The 21087-nt window shown below is 73.8% G+C and carries 8 protein-coding genes; all 8 read left to right on the forward strand.

Annotated features, from left to right (window positions below):
* The first annotated feature begins 62 nt into the window (after nucleotides 1-62).
* The 8 genes from ISP_RS03190 (at nucleotide 63) to rifK (ending at nucleotide 21016) form a co-directional block, all read left to right on the forward strand.
* Nucleotides 63-5249, forward strand: coding sequence for a type I polyketide synthase (locus ISP_RS03190; RefSeq protein WP_013222550.1), 5187 nt, complete (start codon nucleotides 63-65; stop codon nucleotides 5247-5249).
* Nucleotides 5250-5296: 47 nt separating this feature from the next.
* Nucleotides 5297-15538: a type I polyketide synthase gene (locus ISP_RS03195; RefSeq protein WP_013222551.1), complete on the forward strand. Its 10242-nt coding sequence runs from the start codon at nucleotides 5297-5299 to the stop codon at nucleotides 15536-15538.
* Complete coding sequence (locus ISP_RS03200; RefSeq protein ID WP_013222552.1) at nucleotides 15535-16317, forward strand: arylamine N-acetyltransferase family protein; 783 nt, start codon at nucleotides 15535-15537, stop codon at nucleotides 16315-16317. Before ISP_RS03195 ends, ISP_RS03200 begins: the two co-directional genes overlap by 4 nt.
* A 19-nt stretch (nucleotides 16318-16336) precedes the next feature.
* The gene (locus ISP_RS03205; protein ID WP_013222553.1) at nucleotides 16337-16525 is read left to right on the forward strand and encodes a hypothetical protein; all 189 of its coding nucleotides are present in this window, start codon (nucleotides 16337-16339) and stop codon (nucleotides 16523-16525) included.
* Nucleotides 16522-17577, forward strand: coding sequence for a 3-dehydroquinate synthase family protein (locus tag ISP_RS03210; RefSeq protein WP_013222554.1), 1056 nt, complete (start codon nucleotides 16522-16524; stop codon nucleotides 17575-17577). The genes ISP_RS03205 and ISP_RS03210 overlap by 4 nt, the downstream gene beginning before the upstream one ends.
* On the forward strand, nucleotides 17574-18899 hold the full coding sequence (locus ISP_RS03215; protein ID WP_013222555.1) for a 3-deoxy-7-phosphoheptulonate synthase: 1326 nt from the start codon (nucleotides 17574-17576) through the stop codon (nucleotides 18897-18899). The genes ISP_RS03210 and ISP_RS03215 overlap by 4 nt, the downstream gene beginning before the upstream one ends.
* 19 nt (nucleotides 18900-18918) lie before the next feature.
* Nucleotides 18919-19710: a shikimate dehydrogenase family protein gene (locus ISP_RS03220; protein WP_013222556.1), complete on the forward strand. Its 792-nt coding sequence runs from the start codon at nucleotides 18919-18921 to the stop codon at nucleotides 19708-19710.
* A gap of 139 nt (nucleotides 19711-19849) precedes the next feature.
* On the forward strand, nucleotides 19850-21016 hold the full coding sequence (gene rifK / locus ISP_RS03225) for a 3-amino-5-hydroxybenzoate synthase (RefSeq protein ID WP_013222557.1): 1167 nt from the start codon (nucleotides 19850-19852) through the stop codon (nucleotides 21014-21016).
* Nucleotides 21017-21087 lie beyond the last annotated feature (71 nt).

Consider the following 21087-nt stretch of genomic DNA (forward strand, 5'->3'; position numbering starts at 1 on the left):
GGGGCTTCGCCACCCGGGCCCCGAAAAGCAAGCACACGTGAGAGTTCTGGGAGTTGAGTTCAGTGGCTGACGAGGGACAACTCCGCGACTACCTCAAGCGGGCCATCGCCGACGCCCGCGACGCCCGCACGCGGCTGCGCGAGGTCGAGGAGCAGGCGCGGGAGCCGATCGCCATCGTCGCCATGGCGTGCCGGTACCCGGGCGGGGTGTCCTCGCCCGAGGACCTGTGGCGGCTGGTGGCCGAGGGGACCGACGCCGTCTCCGCGTTCCCCGGCGACCGCGGCTGGGACGTCGACGGGCTCGTCGACCCGGACCCCGACCGCCCGGGCACGACGTACACGGACCAGGGTGGCTTCCTCCACGAGGCCGGCCTCTTCGACGCGGGGTTCTTCGGGATCTCGCCGCGGGAGGCCGTCGCGATGGACCCGCAGCAGCGGCTGCTGCTGGAGACGTCCTGGGAGGCCATCGAACGCACCGGCACCGACCCGCTTTCGCTGAAGGGCAGCGACATCGGCGTCTTCACCGGCGTCGCGAGCATGGGTTACGGCGCCGGTGGCGGCGTGGTCGCGCCGGAGCTGGAGGGTTTCGTCGGCACCGGTGCGGCGCCGTGCATCGCGTCCGGCCGGGTGTCGTACGTCCTCGGCTTCGAAGGCCCGGCGGTCACCGTCGACACCGGGTGTTCGTCGTCGCTGGTGGCGATGCACCTCGCCGCGCAGGCGCTGCGGCGGGGTGAGTGCTCGATGGCTCTGGCCGGCGGCGCGATGGTGATGGCCCAGCCGGGTTCGTTCGTGTCCTTCTCGCGGCAACGCGGGCTCGCCCTGGACGGGCGCTGCAAGGCGTTTTCGGACAGCGCCGACGGGATGGGACTGGCCGAGGGCGTCGGCGTCATCGCGCTGGAACGGCTGTCGGTCGCCCGTGAGCGTGGGCACCGGGTGCTGGCCGTGCTGCGCGGTATCGCGGTGAACCAGGATGGCGCGTCGAACGGCTTGACCGCCCCGAACGGCCCGTCCCAGCAGCGGGTGATCCGCGCCGCGCTGGCCGAAGCCGGGCTGTCGCCGTCCGATGTGGACGCCGTCGAAGGGCACGGGACGGGCACGACGCTGGGCGATCCGATCGAAGCGCAGGCGTTGCTGGCCACCTACGGCAAGGGCCGGGACCCGGAGAAGCCGCTCTGGCTGGGCTCGGTGAAGTCGAACCTCGGGCACACGCAAGCGGCCGCGGGCGTGGCCAGCGTGATCAAGATGGTGCAGGCGCTGCGCCACGGCGTGCTGCCCCCGACGCTGCACGTCGACCGGCCGTCCACCGAAGTCGACTGGTCGGCCGGTGCGGTCTCGCTGTTGACGGAGGCTCGGGAGTGGCCGCGCGAAGGGCGGCCGCGCCGGGCCGGGGTGTCCTCGTTCGGGATCAGCGGGACCAACGCGCACCTCATCCTGGAGGAAGCGCCCGAGGAGGAGCCGCCCGTCGCCGAAGCGCCTTCCGCCGGAGTGGTGCCCGTGGTGGTGTCGGCTCGTGGGGCCCTGGCGGGTCAGGCCGGCCGGCTGGCCGCGTTCCTCGAGGCGTCCGACGAGCCGTTGGTGACCGTCGCCGGGGCGCTGATCTGCGGCCGGTCCCGGTTCGGCGACCGGGCCGTCGTGGTGGCGGGCACGCGCGCAGAGGCGACGGCCGGGCTGGCCGCGCTGGCCCGCGGCGAAAGCGCCGCCGACGTCGTGACCGGCACGGTCGCGGCCTCGGGCGTGCCGGGCAAGCTCGTGTGGGTGTTCCCGGGCCAGGGTTCGCAGTGGGTGGGCATGGGCCGGGAGCTCCTCGAAGCCTCGCCGGTGTTCGCCGCGCGGATCGCGGAGTGCGCGGCTGCCCTCGAACCGTGGATCGACTGGTCGCTGCTGGACGTCCTCCGTGGCGAGGGCGACCTCGACCGCGTCGACGTGGTGCAGCCCGCGAGTTTCGCGGTGATGGTCGGCCTGGCCGCGGTGTGGTCGTCCGTCGGGGTGGTGCCCGACGCGGTGCTCGGGCACTCGCAGGGGGAGATCGCGGCGGCGTGCGTGTCGGGGGCGTTGTCGCTGCAGGACGCGGCGAAGGTGGTCGCGTTGCGCAGCCAGGCGATCGCGGCGAAGCTGGCCGGCCGCGGCGGCATGGCCTCGGTCGCGCTGAGCGAGGAAGACGCGGTCGCGCGGTTGCGGCACTGGGCGGACCGGGTCGAGGTGGCCGCGGTCAACAGCCCGTCGTCGGTGGTGATCGCCGGCGACGCCGAAGCCCTCGACCAGGCCCTCGAAGCACTGACCGGCCAGGACATCCGGGTCCGGCGGGTGGCGGTGGACTACGCCTCGCACACCCGGCACGTCGAAGACATCCAGGAGCCCCTCGCCGAGGCACTGGCCGGGATCGAGGCGCACGCGCCGACCCTGCCGTTCTTCTCGACCCTCACCGGTGACTGGATTCGCGAAGCGGGCGTCGTGGACGGCGGCTACTGGTACCGGAACCTGCGCAACCAGGTCGGTTTCGGCCCGGCGGTGGCCGAGCTGCTCGGCCTCGGCCACCGGGTGTTCGTCGAGGTCAGCGCGCACCCCGTGCTCGTCCAGGCGATCAGCGCGATTGCCGACGACACCGACGCGGTCGTCACCGGCTCGCTGCGGCGCGAGGAGGGCGGCCTGCGGCGGCTGCTGACGTCGATGGCCGAGCTGTTCGTCCGCGGAGTCGACGTGGACTGGGCCACGATGGTGCCGCCAGCGCGGGTCGATTTGCCGACCTACGCCTTCGACCACCAGCACTACTGGCTGCGGTACGTCGAGACCGCGACCGACGCGGCCGGTCCGGTGGTCCGGCTGCCGCAGACGGGCGGCCTGGTCTTCACCACCGAGTGGTCGCTGAAGTCACAGCCGTGGCTGGCCGAGCACACCCTGGAAGACCTGGTCGTCGTCCCCGGCGCGGCACTGGTCGAGCTGGCCGTCCGGGCCGGTGACGAGGCCGGGACCCCGGTGCTGGACGAACTCGTCATCGAGACGCCCCTGGTCGTGCCGGAACGCGGCGCGATCCGGGTGCAGGTCACGGTGAGCGGACCGGACGACGGCACACGGACCCTGGAAGTGCATTCCCAGCCCGAAGACGCCACCGACGAATGGACCCGGCACGCCACCGGCACGCTGTCGGCGACCCCGGACGAAAGCAGCGGGTTCGACTTCACGGCCTGGCCGCCCCCGGGCGCCCGGCAGCTCGACGGCGTTCCGGCGATCTGGCGGGCCGGCGACGAGATCTTCGCCGAAGTCTCCCTGCCCGACGATGCGGACGCCGAGGCATTCGGCATCCACCCCGCGCTCCTGGACGCGGCCCTGCACCCCGCCCTGCCCGGCGATGACGGTCTGACGCAGCCCATGGAATGGCGTGGCCTGACGCTGCACGCCGCGGGGGCGTCGACGCTGCGGGTCCGGTTGGTGCCCGGCGGGTTCCTGGAAGCGGCCGACGGCGCCGGCAGCCTGGTCGTCACGGCGAAGGAGGTTGCCCTCCGCCCGGTGACGATCGCGCGGTCGCGCACCACCACCCGAGACTCGCTGTTCCAGCTGAACTGGATCGAGCTGCCCGAGAGTGGCGTGGTGGCCGCGGCAGACGACACCGAGGTGCTGGAGGTGCCCGCGGGCGATTCCCCGCTGGCGGCGACCTCCCGAGTCTTGGAGCGGCTCCAGACCTGGCTGACCGAGCCCGAGGCGGAACAGCTGGTCGTCGTGACGCGCGGCGCGGTGCCCGCCGGGGACACCCCGGTGACCGACCCGGCCGCGGCGGCGGTCTGGGGCCTGGTCCGGTCCGCGCAGGCGGAGAACCCGGACCGGATCGTCCTGCTCGACACCGACGGCGAAGTCCCGCTGGGTGCGGTGCTGGCCGGCGGCGAGCCGCAGGTCGCGGTGCGCGGCACGGCGCTGTACGTCCCGCGCCTGGCCCGCGCCGACGCGGCCCCGGTATCCGGTCTACATGGGACGGTCCTCGTCTCCGGTGCCGGTGTGCTCGGCGAGATCGTGGCGCGGCACCTGGTCACCCGCCACGGCGTGCGCAAGCTGGTGCTCGCCAGCCGCCGCGGCCTGGACGCCGACGGCGCGAAGGACCTCGTCACCGACCTCACCGGCGAGGGCGCGGACGTGTCCGTCGTCGCCTGCGACCTGGCCGATCGGAACCAGGTGGCCGCGCTGCTGGCCGACCACCGCCCGGCGAGCGTCATCCACACGGCGGGCGTCCTCGACGACGGCGTCATCGGGACGCTGACCCCGGAGCGGCTGGCCAAGGTGTTCGCGCCCAAGGTCGACGCGGTCCGCCATCTCGACGAGCTGACTCGCGACCTCGACCTCGACGCGTTCGTCGTGTTCTCCTCCGGCTCCGGCGTGTTCGGTTCGCCGGGGCAGGGCAACTACGCGGCGGCGAACGCGTTCCTGGACGCGGCGATGGCGAGCCGCCGCGCGGCGGGTCTTCCTGGTCTCTCGCTGGCGTGGGGCCTGTGGGAACAGGCCACCGGCATGACCGCGCACCTCGGCGGCACCGACCAGGCCCGGATGAGCCGGGGCGGGGTGCGGCCGATCACGGCCGAGGAAGGCATGGCCCTGTTCGACACGGCACTGGGTGCGCAGCCCGCGCTGCTCGTGCCGGTCAAGCTCGACCTGCGGGAGGTGCGGGCCGGCGGGGCCGTGCCGCACCTGCTGCGCGGGCTGGTCCGGGCCGGGCGGCGGCAGGCCCAAGCCGCGTCCACAGTGGACAACCAGCTGCTGGGCCGGCTGGCCGGGCTGGGCGCGCCCGAGCAGGAGGCGCTGCTCGTCGACCTCGTGCGCGGCCAGGTCGCGGCGGTGCTCGGGCACGCCGGGCCGGACGCGGTCCGCGCCGACACGGCGTTCAAGGACGCCGGGTTCGACTCGCTCACCTCGGTCGACCTGCGCAACCGGCTGCGGGAGAGCACCGGGCTGAAGCTGCCCGCCACGCTCGCCTTCGACTACCCGACCCCGCTGGTCCTCGCCCGGCACCTGCGTGACGAGCTCGGGGCCGGCGACGACGCGCTTTCGGTGGTGCACGCGCGGCTCGAAGACGTCGAGGCGCTGCTCGGCGGGCTGCGCCTCGACGAATCCACGAAGACCGGTCTCACCCTCCGGCTGCAGGGCCTGGTCGCCCGGTGCAACGGCGTGAACGACCAGACCGGCGGCGAAACGCTGGCGGACCGGCTCGAGGCCGCGTCCGCCGACGAAGTCCTCGACTTCATCGACGAGGAGCTGGGTCTCACCTGACCCCGGTTCGAGACCGACGTTCCAGCAACCCTTGTGAGGACCCGAGAATGGCCACGGACGAGAAACTCCTCAAATACCTCAAGCGCGTCACGGCGGAGCTGCACAGCCTGCGCAAGCAGGGTGCCCGGCACGCCGACGAGCCGCTCGCCGTCGTCGGGATGGCCTGCCGGTTCCCGGGTGGGGTGTCCTCGCCCGAAGACCTGTGGCAGCTCGTGGCCGGCGGGGTCGACGCCCTTTCGGACTTCCCCGACGACCGGGGCTGGGAGCTGGACGGCCTGTTCGACCCGGACCCCGACCACCCCGGGACGTCGTACACCAGCCAGGGCGGCTTCCTGCGTGGCGCCGGGCTGTTCGACGCGGGCCTGTTCGGCATCTCGCCGCGCGAGGCCCTCGTCATGGACCCGCAGCAGCGGGTGCTGCTGGAGACGTCGTGGGAGGCCCTCGAAGACGCCGGGGTCGACCCGCTTTCGCTGAAGGGCAGCGACGTCGGCGTGTTCTCCGGCGTCTTCACCCAGGGCTACGGCGCCGGGGCGATCACGCCGGACCTCGAGGCGTTCGCGGGCATCGGGGCGGCGTCGAGCGTGGCGTCGGGCCGGGTGTCCTACGTCTTCGGGCTCGAAGGACCGGCGGTCACCATCGACACCGCGTGTTCGTCGTCGCTGGTGGCCATCCACCTCGCCGCGCAGGCCCTGCGCGCGGGCGAGTGCTCGATGGCGCTCGCCGGCGGGGCGACGGTGATGCCGACGCCCGGCACCTTCGTCGCGTTCTCGCGGCAGCGGGTGCTGGCTGCCGACGGCCGGTCCAAGGCCTTCTCCTCGACCGCGGACGGCACCGGCTGGGCCGAGGGCGCCGGGGTGCTCGTCCTCGAACGGCTTTCGGTCGCGCAGGAGCGCGGCCACCGGATTCTCGCCGTGCTGCGCGGCAGCGCGGTCAACCAGGATGGCGCCTCCAACGGCCTGACCGCGCCGAACGGGCCTTCGCAGCAGCGGGTGATCCGCAAGGCGCTCGCGGGCGCCGGGCTGGTCGCGTCCGATGTGGACGTCGTGGAGGCGCACGGCACGGGCACCGCGCTGGGCGACCCGATCGAAGCGCAGGCGCTGCTGGCGACCTACGGCCAGGGCCGTGAGCGGCCGCTGTGGCTGGGGTCGGTCAAGTCGAACTTCGGGCACACGCAGGCGGCCGCCGGGGTCGCGGGCGTGATCAAGATGGTCCAGGCCCTGCGGCACGGCGCCATGCCGCCGACCCTGCACGTGGCCGAGCCGACGCCGGAGGTCGACTGGTCGGCCGGTGCGGTGGAACTGCTGACCGAGCCGCGCGAGTGGCCCGCCGGTGATCGGCCGCGCCGGGCCGGGGTGTCCGCGTTCGGGATCAGCGGGACGAACGCCCACCTGATCCTGGAGGAGGCGCCCCCGGCCGACGCGGTCGCGGAAGAACCGGAGTTCAAGGGGCCGGTGCCGCTGGTCGTCTCGGCGGGCAGCCCCACATCTTTGGCGGCTCAGGCCGGCCGGCTCGCGGAGGTCCTGGCGTCCGGTGGTGTGTCCCGGGCCCGGCTGGCGAGCGGGCTGCTGTCGGGCCGGGCGCTGCTCGGTGACCGCGCGGTCGTGGTCGCGGGAACGGACGAGGACGCGGTGGCCGGGTTGCGTGCGCTGGCCCGCGGGGACCGCGCGCCCGGCGTGCTGACCGGTTCGGCCAAGCACGGCAAGGTCGTCTACGTCTTCCCCGGCCAGGGTTCGCAGCGGCTCGGGATGGGCCGCGAGCTCTACGACCGGTACCCGGTGTTCGCGACGGCGTTCGACGAGGCTTGCGAGCAGCTGGACGTCTGTCTGGCCGGCCGTGCCGGGCACCGCGTGCGGGACGTCGTGCTCGGCGAAGTGCCCGCCGAAACCGGGCTGCTGAACCAGACGGTCTTCACCCAAGCCGGGCTGTTCGCGGTGGAGAGCGCGCTGTTCCGGCTCGCCGAATCCTGGGGTGTCCGGCCGGACGTGGTGCTCGGCCACTCCATCGGGGAGATCACCGCCGCGTATGCCGCGGGCGTCTTCTCGCTGCCGGACGCCGCCCGGATCGTCGCGGCGCGCGGCCGGCTGATGCAGGCGCTGGCGCCGGGCGGGGCGATGGTCGCCGTCGCCGCCTCCGAAGCCGAGGTGGCCGAACTGCTCGGCGACGGCGTGGAACTCGCCGCCGTCAACGGCCCTTCGGCGGTAGTCCTTTCCGGGGACGCGGACGCGGTCGTCGCGGCCGCCGCCCGCATGCGCGAGCGCGGGCACAAGACCAAGCAGCTCAAGGTTTCGCACGCGTTCCACTCCGCGCGGATGGCGCCGATGCTGGCGGAGTTCGCCGCCGAGCTGGCCGGCGTGACGTGGCGCGAGCCGGAGATCCCGGTGGTCTCCAACGTGACCGGCCGGTTCGCCGAGCCCGGCGAACTGACCGAGCCGGGCTACTGGGCCGAGCACGTGCGGCGGCCGGTGCGGTTCGCCGAGGGCGTCGCGGCCGCGACGGAGTCCGGCGGCTCGCTGTTCGTGGAGCTCGGGCCGGGGGCGGCGCTGACCGCCCTCGTCGAGGAGACGGCCGAGGTCACCTGCGTCGCGGCCCTGCGGGACGACCGCCCGGAGGTCACCGCGCTGATCACCGCGGTCGCCGAGCTGTTCGTCCGCGGGGTTGCGGTCGATTGGCCGGCCCTGCTGCCGCCGGTCACCGGGTTCGTCGACCTGCCGAAGTACGCCTTCGACCAGCAGCACTATTGGCTGCAGCCCGCCGCGCAGGCCACGGACGCGGCCTCGCTCGGGCAGGTCGCGGCCGACCACCCGCTGCTGGGCGCGGTGGTCCGGCTGCCGCAGTCGGACGGCCTGGTCTTCACCTCGCGGCTGTCATTGAAATCGCACCCGTGGCTGGCCGACCACGTCATCGGCGGGGTGGTGCTCGTCGCGGGCACCGGGCTCGTCGAGCTGGCCGTCCGGGCCGGGGACGAGGCCGGCTGCCCGGTCCTCGAAGAACTCGTCATCGAGGCTCCGCTGGTCGTCCCCGACCACGGCGGGGTCCGGATCCAGGTCGTCGTGGGGGCACCGGGGGAGACCGGTTCGCGCGCGGTCGAGGTGTACTCCCTGCGCGAGGACGCCGGTGCCGAAGTGTGGGCCCGGCACGCCACCGGGTTCCTGGCTGCGACGCCGTCGCAGCACAAGCCGTTCGACTTCACCGCCTGGCCGCCGCCCGGCGTCGAGCGCGTCGACGTCGAGGACTTCTACGACGGCCTCGTCGACCGCGGGTACGCCTACGGGCCGTCGTTCCGGGGCCTGCGGGCGGTGTGGCGGCGCGGCGACGAAGTGTTCGCCGAGGTCGCCCTGGCCGAGGACGACCGCGCGGACGCGGCCCGGTTCGGCATCCACCCCGGCCTGCTGGACGCCGCCCTGCACGCGGGCATGGCCGGTGCCACCACCACGGAAGAGCCCGGCCGGCCGGTGCTGCCGTTCGCCTGGAACGGCCTGGTGCTGCACGCGGCCGGGGCGTCCGCGCTGCGGGTCCGGCTCGCCCCGAGCGGTCCGGACGCCCTGTCGGTCGAGGCCGCGGACGAGGCCGGCGGTCTCGTTGTGACGGCGGACTCGCTGGTCTCCCGGCCGGTGTCGGCCGAACAGCTGGGCGCGGCGGCGAACCACGACGCGTTGTTCCGCGTGGAGTGGACCGAGATTTCCTCGGCTGGAGACGTTCCGGCGGACCACGTCGAAGTGCTCGAAGCCGTCGGCGAGGATCCCCTGGAACTGACCGGCCGGGTCCTGGAGGCCGTGCAGACCTGGCTCGCCGACGCAGCCGACGACGCTCGCCTGGTCGTGGTGACCCGCGGCGCCGTCCACGAGGTGACTGACCCGGCCGGTGCCGCGGTGTGGGGCCTGATCCGGGCCGCGCAGGCGGAAAACCCGGACCGGATCGTGCTGCTGGACACCGACGGTGAAGTGCCGCTAGGCCGGGTGCTGGCCACCGGCGAGCCCCAAACAGCCGTCCGAGGCGCCACGCTGTTCGCCCCGCGGCTGGCCCGCGCCGAGGCCGCGGAGGCACCGGCAGTGACCGGCGGGACGGTCCTGATCTCGGGCGCCGGCTCGCTGGGCGCGCTCACCGCCCGGCACCTGGTCGCCCGGCACGGAGTCCGGCGGCTGGTGCTCGTCAGCCGCCGTGGCCCCGACGCCGACGGCATGGCCGAACTGACCGCTGAACTCATCGCTCAGGGCGCCGAGGTCGCCGTAGTCGCTTGCGACCTGGCCGACCGGGACCAGGTCCGGGTACTGCTGGCCGAGCACCGCCCGAACGCCGTCGTGCACACGGCCGGTGTTCTCGACGACGGCGTCTTCGAGTCGCTGACGCGGGAGCGGCTGGCCAAGGTCTTCGCGCCCAAAGTTACTGCTGCCAATCACCTCGACGAGCTGACCCGCGAACTGGATCTTCGCGCGTTCGTCGTGTTCTCCTCCGCCTCCGGGGTCTTCGGCTCCGCCGGGCAGGGCAACTACGCCGCTGCCAACGCCTACCTGGACGCCGTGGTCGCCAACCGCCGGGCCGCGGGCCTGCCCGGCACATCGCTGGCCTGGGGCCTGTGGGAACAGACCGACGGGATGACCGCGCACCTCGGCGACGCCGACCAGGCGCGGGCGAGTCGCGGCGGGGTCCTCGCCATCTCACCCGCCGAAGGCATGGAGCTGTTCGACGCAGCGCCGGACGGGCTCGTCGTCCCGGTCAAGCTGGACCTGCGCAAGACCCGCGCCGGCGGGACGGTGCCGCACCTGCTGCGCGGCCTGGTCCGCCCGGGACGGCAGCAGGCCCGTCCGGCGTCCACTGTGGACAACGGACTGGCCGGGCGACTCGCCGGGCTCGCGCCGGCGGAGCAGGAGGCGCTGCTGCTCGACGTCGTCCGCACGCAGGTCGCGCTGGTGCTCGGGCACGCCGGGCCGGAGGCCGTCCGCGCGGACACGGCGTTCAAGGACACCGGCTTCGACTCGCTGACGTCGGTGGAACTGCGCAACCGGCTGCGCGAGGCGAGCGGGCTGAAGCTGCCCGCGACGCTCGTCTTCGACTACCCGACGCCGGTCGCGCTGGCCCGCTACCTGCGTGACGAACTCGGCGACACGGTGGCAACAACTCCGGTGGCCACCGCGGCCGCAGCGGACGCCGGCGAGCCGATCGCCATCGTCGGCATGGCGTGCCGGCTGCCGGGCGGGGTCACCGATCCCGAAGGCCTGTGGCGCCTGGTGCGCGACGGCCTCGAAGGGCTGTCTCCCTTCCCCGAGGACCGGGGCTGGGACCTGGAGAACCTGTTCGACGACGACCCCGACCGCTCCGGCACGACGTACACCAGCCGGGGCGGGTTCCTCGACGGCGCCGGCCTGTTCGACGCGGGCTTCTTCGGGATTTCGCCGCGCGAGGCGCTGGCCATGGACCCGCAGCAGCGGCTGCTGCTCGAGGCGGCCTGGGAAGCCCTCGAAGGCACCGGTGTCGACCCGGGCTCGTTGAAGGGCGCCGACGTCGGGGTGTTCGCCGGGGTGTCCAACCAGGGCTATGGGATGGGCGCGGATCCGGCCGAACTGGCGGGGTACGCGAGCACGGCGGGCGCTTCGAGCGTCGTCTCGGGCCGAGTCTCGTACGTCTTCGGGTTCGAAGGACCGGCGGTCACGATCGACACGGCTTGCTCGTCGTCGCTGGTGGCGATGCACCTGGCCGGGCAGGCGCTGCGGCAGGGCGAGTGCTCGATGGCCCTGGCCGGTGGCGTCACGGTGATGGGGACGCCCGGCACGTTCGTGGAGTTCGCGAAGCAGCGCGGCCTGGCCGGCGACGGCCGGTGCAAGGCCTACGCCGAAGGCGCGGACGGCACGGGCTGGGCCGAGGGCGTCGGGGTCGTCGTGCTGGAGCGGCTGTCGGTGGCGCGCGAGCGCGGGCACCGGGTGCTGGCCGTGCTGCGCGGCAGCGCGGTCAACTCCGACGGCGCGTCCAACGGCCTGACCGCCCCCAACGGGCCGTCGCAGCAACGGGTGATCCGCCGGGCCCTGGCCGGCGCCGGCCTCGAACCGTCCGATGTGGACATCGTGGAAGGGCACGGCACCGGGACGGCGCTGGGCGACCCGATCGAGGCGCAGGCCCTGCTGGCCACCTACGGCAAGGACCGCGACCCGGAGACGCCGTTGTGGCTGGGGTCGGTGAAGTCGAACTTCGGCCACACGCAGTCCGCGGCCGGCGTGGCCGGGGTGATCAAGATGGTGCAGGCGCTGCGCCACGGCGTCATGCCGCCCACCCTGCACGTGGACCGGCCCACCAGCCAGGTCGACTGGTCCGCGGGGGCCGTCGAAGTGCTGACCGAGGCACGGGAGTGGCCGCGGAACGGCCGTCCGCGCCGGGCCGGGGTGTCCTCGTTCGGGATCAGCGGCACGAACGCCCACCTGATCATCGAAGAAGCACCGGCCGAGCCACAGCTTGCCGGACCACCGCCGGACGGCGGTGTGGTGCCGCTGGTCGTCTCGGCTCGCAGCCCCGGTGCCCTGGCCGGTCAGGCGCGTCGGCTGGCCACGTTCCTCGGCGACGGGCCCCTTTCCGACGTCGCCGGTGCGCTGACGAGCCGCGCCCTGTTCGGCGAGCGCGCGGTCGTCGTGGCGGATTCGGCCGAGGAAGCCCGCGCCGGTCTGGGCGCACTGGCCCGCGGCGAAGACGCGCCGGGCCTGGTCCGCGGCCGGGTGCCCGCGTCCGGCCTGCCGGGCAAGCTCGTGTGGGTGTTCCCCGGGCAGGGGACGCAGTGGGTGGGCATGGGCCGCGAACTCCTCGAAGAGTCTCCGGTGTTCGCCGAGCGGATCGCCGAGTGTGCGGCCGCGCTGGAGCCGTGGATCGGCTGGTCGCTGTTCGACGTCCTCCGTGGCGACGGTGACCTCGATCGGGTCGATGTGCTGCAGCCCGCGTGCTTTGCGGTGATGGTCGGCTTGGCCGCGGTGTGGTCCTCGGCCGGGGTGGTCCCCGATGCGGTGCTCGGCCACTCCCAGGGTGAGATCGCCGCGGCGTGCGTGTCGGGTGCGTTGTCGCTGGAGGATGCGGCGAAGGTGGTTGCCCTGCGCAGCCAGGCCATCGCCGCGAAGCTCTCCGGCCGCGGCGGGATGGCTTCGGTCGCCTTGGGCGAAGCCGATGTGGTGTCGCGGCTGGCGGACGGGGTCGAGGTGGCTGCCGTCAACGGTCCGGCGTCCGTGGTGATCGCGGGGGATGCCCAGGCCCTCGACGAAACGCTGGAAGCGCTGTCCGGTGCGGGAATCCGGGCTCGGCGGGTGGCGGTGGACTACGCCTCGCACACCCGGCACGTCGAAGACATCGAAGACACCCTCGCCGAAGCGCTGGCCGGGATCGACGCCCGGGCGCCGCTGGTGCCGTTCCTCTCCACCCTCACCGGCGAGTGGATCCGGGACGAGGGCGTCGTGGACGGCGGCTACTGGTACCGGAACCTGCGCGGCCGGGTGCGGTTCGGCCCGGCCGTCGAGGCGCTGCTGGCCCAGGGGCACGGTGTGTTCGTCGAGCTCAGCGCCCACCCGGTGCTGGTCCAGCCGATCACCGAGCTCACCGACGAAACCGCCGCCGTCGTCACCGGTTCGCTGCGCCGGGACGACGGTGGCCTGCGCCGGCTGCTGACCTCGATGGCCGAGCTCTTCGTCCGTGGGGTCGAAGTGGACTGGACGTCGCTGGTGCCGCCGGCCCGGGCCGACCTCCCGACGTACGCCTTCGACCACGAGCACTACTGGCTCCGCGCCGCGGACACCGCTTCCGACGCCGTCTCGCTGGGGCTGGCCGGGGCGGACCACCCGCTGCTCGGCGCGGTCGTGCAGCTTCCGCAGTCCGACGGCCTGGTCTTCACTTCCCGGCTCTCCCTGCGCTCGCACCCCTGGCTGGCCGACCACGCGGTCCGGGACGTCGTGATCGTCCCCGGCACCGGGCTGGTCGAGCTGGCCGTGCGGGCCGGTGACGAAGCCGGCTGCCCGGTGCTCGACGAGCTGGTGATCGAGGCGCCGCTCGTGGTGCCCCGCCGCGGCGGGGTCCGCGTGCAGGTCGCCCTCGGCGGCCCCGCCGACGACGGTTCGCGCACGGTGGACGTCTTCTCCCTGCGCGAAGACGCGGACAGCTGGCTCCGGCACGCCACGGGCGTGCTGGTCCCGGAGAACCGGCCGCGGGGGACCGCCGCGTTCGACTTCGCCGCCTGGCCGCCACCGGAGGCGAAGCCCGTGGACCTCACCGGTGCCTACGACGTGCTCGCGGACGTCGGGTACGGCTACGGGCCCACGTTCCGGGCCGTGCGGGCCGTGTGGCGGCGCGGCAGCGGGAACACCACCGAGACCTTCGCCGAGATCGCCCTGCCCGAAGACGCCCGCGCGGAAGCCGGCCGGTTCGGCATCCACCCCGCGCTGCTGGACGCGGCCCTGCACTCGACGATGGTCAGCGCCGCGGCGGACACCGAGTCCTACGGCGACGAAGTGCGGCTGCCGTTCGCGTGGAACGGGCTGCGGCTGCACGCGGCCGGCGCCTCGGTGCTGCGGGTGCGCGTCGCCAAGCCCGAGCGGGACAGTCTGTCGCTGGAGGCCGTCGACGAGTCCGGCGGCCTGGTCGTGACGCTGGATTCCCTGGTCGGGCGCCCGGTGTCGAACGACCAGCTGACGACGGCGGCGGGGCCGGCGGGCGCCGGCTCGCTGTACCGCGTGGACTGGACGCCATTGTCCTCAGTGGACACTTCGGGACGGGTGCCGTCCTGGCTTCCGGTCGCCACCGCGGAAGAGGTGGCGACGCTGGCCGACGACGTCCTGACCGGCGCGACCGAGGCGCCGGCGGTGGCCGTCATGGAGGCCGTCGCCGACGAGGGTTCCGTGCTGGCGCTCACCGTCCGGGTGCTGGACGTGGTCCAGTGCTGGCTGGCCGGCGGCGGGCTGGAGGGGACGAAGCTCGCGATCGTGACCCGCGGCGCGGTGCCCGCCGGCGACGGCGTGGTGCACGACCCGGCCGCGGCCGCGGTGTGGGGGCTGGTCCGGGCCGCGCAGGCGGAGAACCCGGACCGGATCGTCCTCCTCGACGTCGAGCCGGAAGCCGACGTACCGCCGCTGCTGGGTTCGGTGCTCGCCGACGGCGAGCCGCAGGTCGCGGTGCGCGGAACCACGCTGTCCATCCCCCGCCTCGCCCGCGCCGCCCGGCCCGACCCGGCCGCCGGGTTCAAGACCCGGGGACCGGTGCTGGTCACCGGCGGGACCGGGTCGCTCGGCGGCCTGGTCGCCCGGCACCTGGTCGAGCGGCACGGCGTCCGGCAGCTGGTGCTGGCGAGTCGCCGGGGCCTGGACGCCGAAGGCGCGAAGGACCTGGTCACCGACCTCACCGCACTGGGGGCCGACGTCGCGGTCGCCGCTTGCGACGTCGCCGACCGGGACCAGGTGGCGGCCCTGCTGACCGAGCACCGGCCGTCCGCCGTGGTGCACACGGCCGGCGTCCCGGACGCCGGGGTGATCGGGACGGTGACCCCGGACCGGCTGGCCGAGGTGTTCGCGCCCAAGGTCACCGCGGCCCGGCACCTCGACGAGCTGACCCGCGACCTGGACCTCGACAGTTTCGTCGTCTACTCCTCGGTTTCCGCGGTGTTCATGGGCGCCGGCAGCGGCAGCTACGCCGCGGCGAACGCGTACCTGGACGGGCTGATGGCCCACCGGCGCGCGGCCGGCCTGCCGGGCCAGTCGCTGGCGTGGGGGCTGTGGGACCAGACCACCGGCGGCATGGCGGCCGGGACCGACGAGGCCGGCCGGGCCCGGATGACCCGGCGCGGCGGCCTGGTCGCGATGAAACCCGCCGCCGGACTGGACCTCTTCGACGCTGCCATCGGGTCCGGCGAGCCGCTGCTGGTGCCCGCCCAGCTCGACCTGCGGGGCCTGCGCGCCGAAGCGGCGGGCGGCACCGAAGTGCCGCACCTGCTGCGCGGCCTGGTCCGCGCCGGACGCCAGCAGGCCCGTGCGGCGTCCACTGTGGAGGAGAACTGGGCCGGCCGGCTGGCCGGGCTCGAGCCGGCCGAGCGGGGCCAGGTCCTCCTGGAACTGGTGCGCGCCCAGGTGGCAGGGGTCCTGGGCTACCGCGCCGCCCACCAGGTCGACCCGGACCAGGGCCTGTTCGAGATCGGGTTCGACTCGCTCACCGCGATCGAACTCCGCAACCGGCTGCGCGCCAGGACCGAACGGAAGATCTCGCCCGGTGTCGTCTTCGACCATCCCACGCCGGCCCTGCTCGCCGCGCACTTGAACGAGCTGCTCCGAAAGAAGGTGTGAACGTGTTCGACGTGGAGACCTACCTCCAGCGGATCGGCTGCGGCGGGGAAACCGGCGTGGACCTCGAAACGCTGGCGAAGCTGCAGAAGAGCCACCTGATGGCGATCCCGTACAGCAGCCTCGCCTACGAACTCCGGGACGCGGTGAACGTCGTCGACCTCGACGAGGACGACGTCTTCGTCACCAGCATCGCCGAAGGGCAGGGCGGCGCCTGCTACCACCTGAACCGGCTGTTCCACCGGCTCCTGACCGAACTCGGCTACGACGTCACGCCGCTGGCCGGCAGCACCGCCGAAGGCCGGGAGACCTTCGGCACCGACGTCGAGCACATGTTCAACCTGGTCACCCTGGACGGCGCCGACTGGCTCGTGGACGTCGGCTACCCCGGCCCCACCTACGTCGAGCCACTGGCGGTCTCGCCCGCGGTGCAGACCCAGTACGGGAGCCAGTTCCGGTTGGTGGAACAGGAAACCGGTTATGCGCTGCAACGCCGGGGTGCGGTCACCCGCTGGAGCGTCGTCTACACGTTCACGACGCAACCGCGTCAGTGGAGTGACTGGAAGGAACTGGAGGACAACTTCCGGGCCCTCGTGGGGGACACCACCCGCACCGACACGCAGGAAACCCTGTGCGGCCGCGCGTTCGCGAACGGCCAGGTCTTCCTGCGGCAGCGCCGCTACCTGACGGTCGAGAACGGCCGCGAGCAGGTGCGCACGATCACCGACGACGACGAGTTCCGGGCGCTGGTGTCCCGCGTGCTGTCCGGCGACCACGGCTGAACTGGCGAAAGGCACGACGATGACGGAAAAAGCGGGCCTGCTGGCGAAGTTCGCCGGCCTCTGCAAAACCGCCTACGAGCACCACTACATCCCGTACCTGCACTTCTTCTACGGCGGCGAGTACCTCCACCACGGCAGCGAGCCGGTGTCCCGGATCGCGGACCTGCCGTACGTGACCGTGCCGGAGCCGCGGAAGAAGGCGCCGTGAGGACGACGATCCCGGTCCGCCTGGCGGAACGGTCCTACGACGTGCTCGTCGGCCCCGGGGTGCGGGCGGCGCTGCCCGAGGTCGTCCGGCGGCTCGGCGCGAGACGGGCCGTGGTCGTGTCGGCCCGGCCGGCGGACTGGGTGCCCGGCACCGGCGTCGAGACCCTGCTGCTCCAGGCGCGCGACGGCGAGCCGACCAAGCGGCTGTCCACAGTGGAGGAACTGTGCGGTGAGTTCGCGCGGTTCGGGCTCACCCGGTCCGACGTCGTGGTCTCCTGCGGCGGCGGCACGACCACGGACGTCGTCGGGCTCGCGGCCGCGCTGTACCACCGGGGGGTCGCCGTGGTCCACCTGCCCACGTCCCTGCTCGCCCAGGTCGACGCCAGCGTCGGCGGGAAGACCGCGGTGAACCTGCCGGCGGGCAAGAACCTCGTCGGGGCGTACTGGCAGCCCAGCGCGGTGCTGTGCGACACGGACTACCTGACGACGCTGCCGCGGCGGGAGGTGCTGAACGGCCTCGGCGAGATCGCCCGCTGCCACTTCATCGGCGCGCCGGACCTGCGGGGGCGCTCGCGCCCGGAGCAGATCGCCGCCAGCGTCACCCTCAAGGCGGGCATCGTCGCGCAGGACGAGCGGGACACCGGCCCGCGGCACCTGCTCAACTACGGCCACACGCTGGGGCACGCGCTGGAGATCGCGACCGGCTTCGCCCTGCGCCACGGCGAGGCGGTGGCGATCGGCACGGTCTTCGCGGGCCGGCTGGCCGGCGCGCTCGGCCGCCTCGACCAGTCCGGTGTGGACGAACACCTCGCCGTCGTCCGCCACTACGGCCTGCCCGCCGCGCTGCCCGCGGACGTCGACCCGGCGGTGCTCGTCCGGCAGATGTACCGGGACAAGAAGGCGATCACCGGGCTCGCCTTCGTCCTGGCCGGGCCGCGGGGCGCGGAGCTGGTGAGCGACGTGCCGGCGCCGGTCGTCACCGACGTCCTGGACCGGATGCCCCGCGACAGCCTGGAAAACCTGGTGGGGACGACGGAAGCGGCGGCGCCGTGAAGCGGCAGCCGGACTTCGCGGCCCACGGCCGGGCGGTCGACCGGGTGCTGGCCGGCCGGCTGAGCGCGGCGCTGGCCCGGCCGGCCGCGCAGCAGCCGGGCTGGCCGGACGCCGAGCGGGCGGCCGAGGTGATCGAGCTGCTGCACGACGCCGAGCCGATCGTGGCGCCGGAGGAGACCGCACGGTTGCGCGCCCGGCTCGCGTCGGTCGCCCGCGGCGAGGCGTTCCTGCTGCAGGGCGGGGACTGCGCGGAGACGTTCGCCGGCAACACCGAGCCGCACCTGCGGGCCAACCTCGGGGTGCTGGCGCGGATGGGCGAAGTGCTGGCCGAGGCGGCCGGCCTGCCGGTGGTCAAGATCGCCCGGATGGCCGGGCAGTTCGCCAAGCCGCGGTCCCGGACCGTCGACGCGCTGGGCCTGCCGGTGTACCGGGGCGACATCGTGAACTCCCCGGAGTGCACGGTCGCCGCCCGGACCCCCGACCCGCACCGGATGCTGCTGGCCTACGCCCACGCCGCCGGCGCGATGGACCTCGTCCGCAAGCTCTGCGCCGAGGGCCTCGAAGAACCCCTGGCGGCGCAGGTGGTGCTCGCGGGCGCCCGCCGCGCGTCGTCGCCCGGCGGGCGGCCGTTCCCGGACTTCGGCCGGCCACCGCGCCCGGCCGAGATCTACGTCAGCCACGAAATGCTCCTGCTCGACTACGAGCGGGCCGTCCTGCGGACGGATTCCAGCGGGCCGGAACCGCGGCTGTCCAGCGGGCTGGCGCACTTCCTGTGGATCGGCGAGCGCACCCGCCAGCTCGACGGCGCCCACATCGCGTTCGCGGAGCTGCTGTCCAACCCGATCGGCCTGAAGCTGGGGCCGAGCTGCACCCCGGAGGAGGTCGTCGAGTACGTGCGGCGGCTCGACCCGCACCGCACGCCGGGCCGGCTGACGCTGGTCAGCCGGATGGGGCACGCCCAGGTCCGGGAGCTCCTCCCGCCGATCGTGGAGAAGGTCGCCGCCTCCGGGCACGAGGTGATCTGGCAGTGCGACCCGATGCACGGCAACACCCGGACCTCGGGCAACGGCTACAAGACCCGGCACTTCGGCCACGTCGTCGCCGAGCTGGCCGGCTTCTTCGCCGTGCACCGGCAGCTCGGCACCCATCCCGGCGGCATCCACGTCGAGGTGACCGGCGACGACGTGACGGAATGCCTCGGCGGGGCCGCGGGCATCGCGGAGGCCGACCTGCCCGACCGCTACCTGACCGCCTGCGATCCGCGGCTCAACGCCGACCAGTCGGTCGAACTCGCGTTCGCGATCGCGAAGATGCTGCGCTAGTCGCAGCGGGGAGGCCGAAATGCCGATCAGCGGCACCACCCGCCTGTACGTCGTGCTGGGCGACCCGGTCGCCCAGGTCCGGTCGCCCGGGCTGCTGAACCCGCTCTTCGCGGACCTGGACGTCGACGCGGTGCTCGTCCCGGTGCACGCGCCGCCGCCGCACCTCGAGCGGATCGTCGCCGGGCTGCAGGCCGTCGCCAACCTCGACGGCATCTTCGTCACCGTGCCGCACAAGGTGGCCGTGGCCGGGCTCGCCGACCGGCGCAGCCCGATGGTGGAGATCACCGGCAGCGCCAACGCCTTGCGGCGCGAAGCCGACGGCCGGTGGTACGCCGAGAACTTCGACGGCACCGGCTTCGTCGCCGGGCTGGTCGAGGCCGGGCACGACCCGAAGGCCCGGCGGGTGTCCCTCGTCGGCGCCGGTGGGGCGGGCAGCGCCATCGCGGCCGCCGTGCTGGCGGCCGGCGCCGACCGGCTGGCGCTGTGCGACCCGGACACCGCGAAGCTGGCCGCCCTCAAGGGCCGCCTGGACGTGCACTGGCCGGGCCGGACGTCGGTGTCGGCCGAGCCGGACACCGCGGGCGCCGACCTCGTCGTGAACGCGACCCCGCTCGGGCTGCGGCCCGGCGACCCGCTGCCGTTCCGGCCGGACCGGCTGGCGCCGGGCCGCGTGGTCGCCGACATCATCATGAAACCCCGCGAAACCCGCCTTCTCCGCGAAGCGGCGGCCCTCGGCCACGACGTCCATTACGGCAGCCACATGCTCGCCGGGCAATTGGACTCCTATCGCGATTTCTTCGGCCTGGGTTGACGAACCGGCCACTACCAAGCCGAGGGATGTAAGCCGCCCCGGAGCCGATCTAGCCTGGTGGGGACGCTGATTCCGAGGCATTCCGGACACGGCACGGGCTATTTCTGCAATTCGAACCCCAGCGGAGATTCGGAGAACCATGAACGCGCGAAAGGCACCGGAATTCCCTGCGTGGCCGCAGTACGACGACGCCGAGCGGAACGGCTTGGTCCGCGCGCTCGAACAGGGTCAGTGGTGGCGCATGGGCGGGGACGAGGTGAACTCCTTCGAGCGCGAGTTCGCCGCCCACCACGGCGCCGCGCACGCGCTGGCGGTCACCAACGGCACGCACGCGCTGGAACTCGCCCTGCAGGTCATGGGCGTCGGCCCGGGCACCGAGGTCATCGTGCCGGCCTTCACCTTCATCTCCTCGTCCCAGGCGGCCCAGCGGCTCGGCGCGGTCACCGTCCCGGTCGACGTCGACGCGGCCACCTACAACCTCGACCCGGAGGCCGTCGCGGCCGCCGTCACCCCGCGCACCAAGGTGATCATGCCGGTGCACATGGCCGGGCTGATGGCCGACATGGACGCGCTGGCGAAGATCTCCGCCGACACGGGCGTCCCGCTGCTGCAGGACGCCGCGCACGCGCACGGCGCCCGCTGGCAGGGCAAGCGCGTCGGCGAGCTGGACAGCATCGCCACGTTCAGCTTCCAGAACGGCAAGCTGATGACGGCGGGCGAGGGCGGCGCGGTCGTCTTCCCCGACGGCGAGACCGAAAAGTACGAGACCGCCTTCCTCCGGCACAGCTGCGGCCGTCCCCGCGACGACCGCCGCTACTTCCACAAGATCGCCGGCTCGAACATGCGGCTCAACGAGTTCTCCGCGTCCGTGCTGCGCGCGCAGCTGGCCCGCCTCGACGAGCAGATCGCCGTGCGCGACGAGCGCTGGACCCTGCTGTCCCGGCTGCTCGGCGCGATCGACGGCGTCGTGCCCCAGGGCGGCGACGTGCGCGCCGACCGCAACTCCCACTACATGGCCATGTTCCGCATCCCCGGGCTCACCGAGGAACGGCGCAACGCCCTGGTCGACCGGCTCGTCGAGGCCGGCCTGCCCGCCTTCGCCGCGTTCCGCGCGATCTACCGCACCGACGCCTTCTGGGAGCTCGGCGCCCCCGACGAGAGCGTGGACGCGATCGCCCGGCGCTGCCCGAACACGGACGCGATCAGCAGCGACTGCGTCTGGCTGCACCACCGGGTCCTGCTGGCCGGCGAGCCGGAGCTGCACGCGACCGCCGAAATCATCGCCGACGCCGTGGCGCGGGCATGAGCGAGCTCGCGAGCGAATCATCCAACACAGCGCGTGCCGCTCAGGCCACGCCGAGCGTCAGCGAGGGGTGC

It is taken from the genome of Amycolatopsis mediterranei, assembly GCF_026017845.1.
Classification (GTDB): domain Bacteria; phylum Actinomycetota; class Actinomycetes; order Mycobacteriales; family Pseudonocardiaceae; genus Amycolatopsis; species Amycolatopsis mediterranei.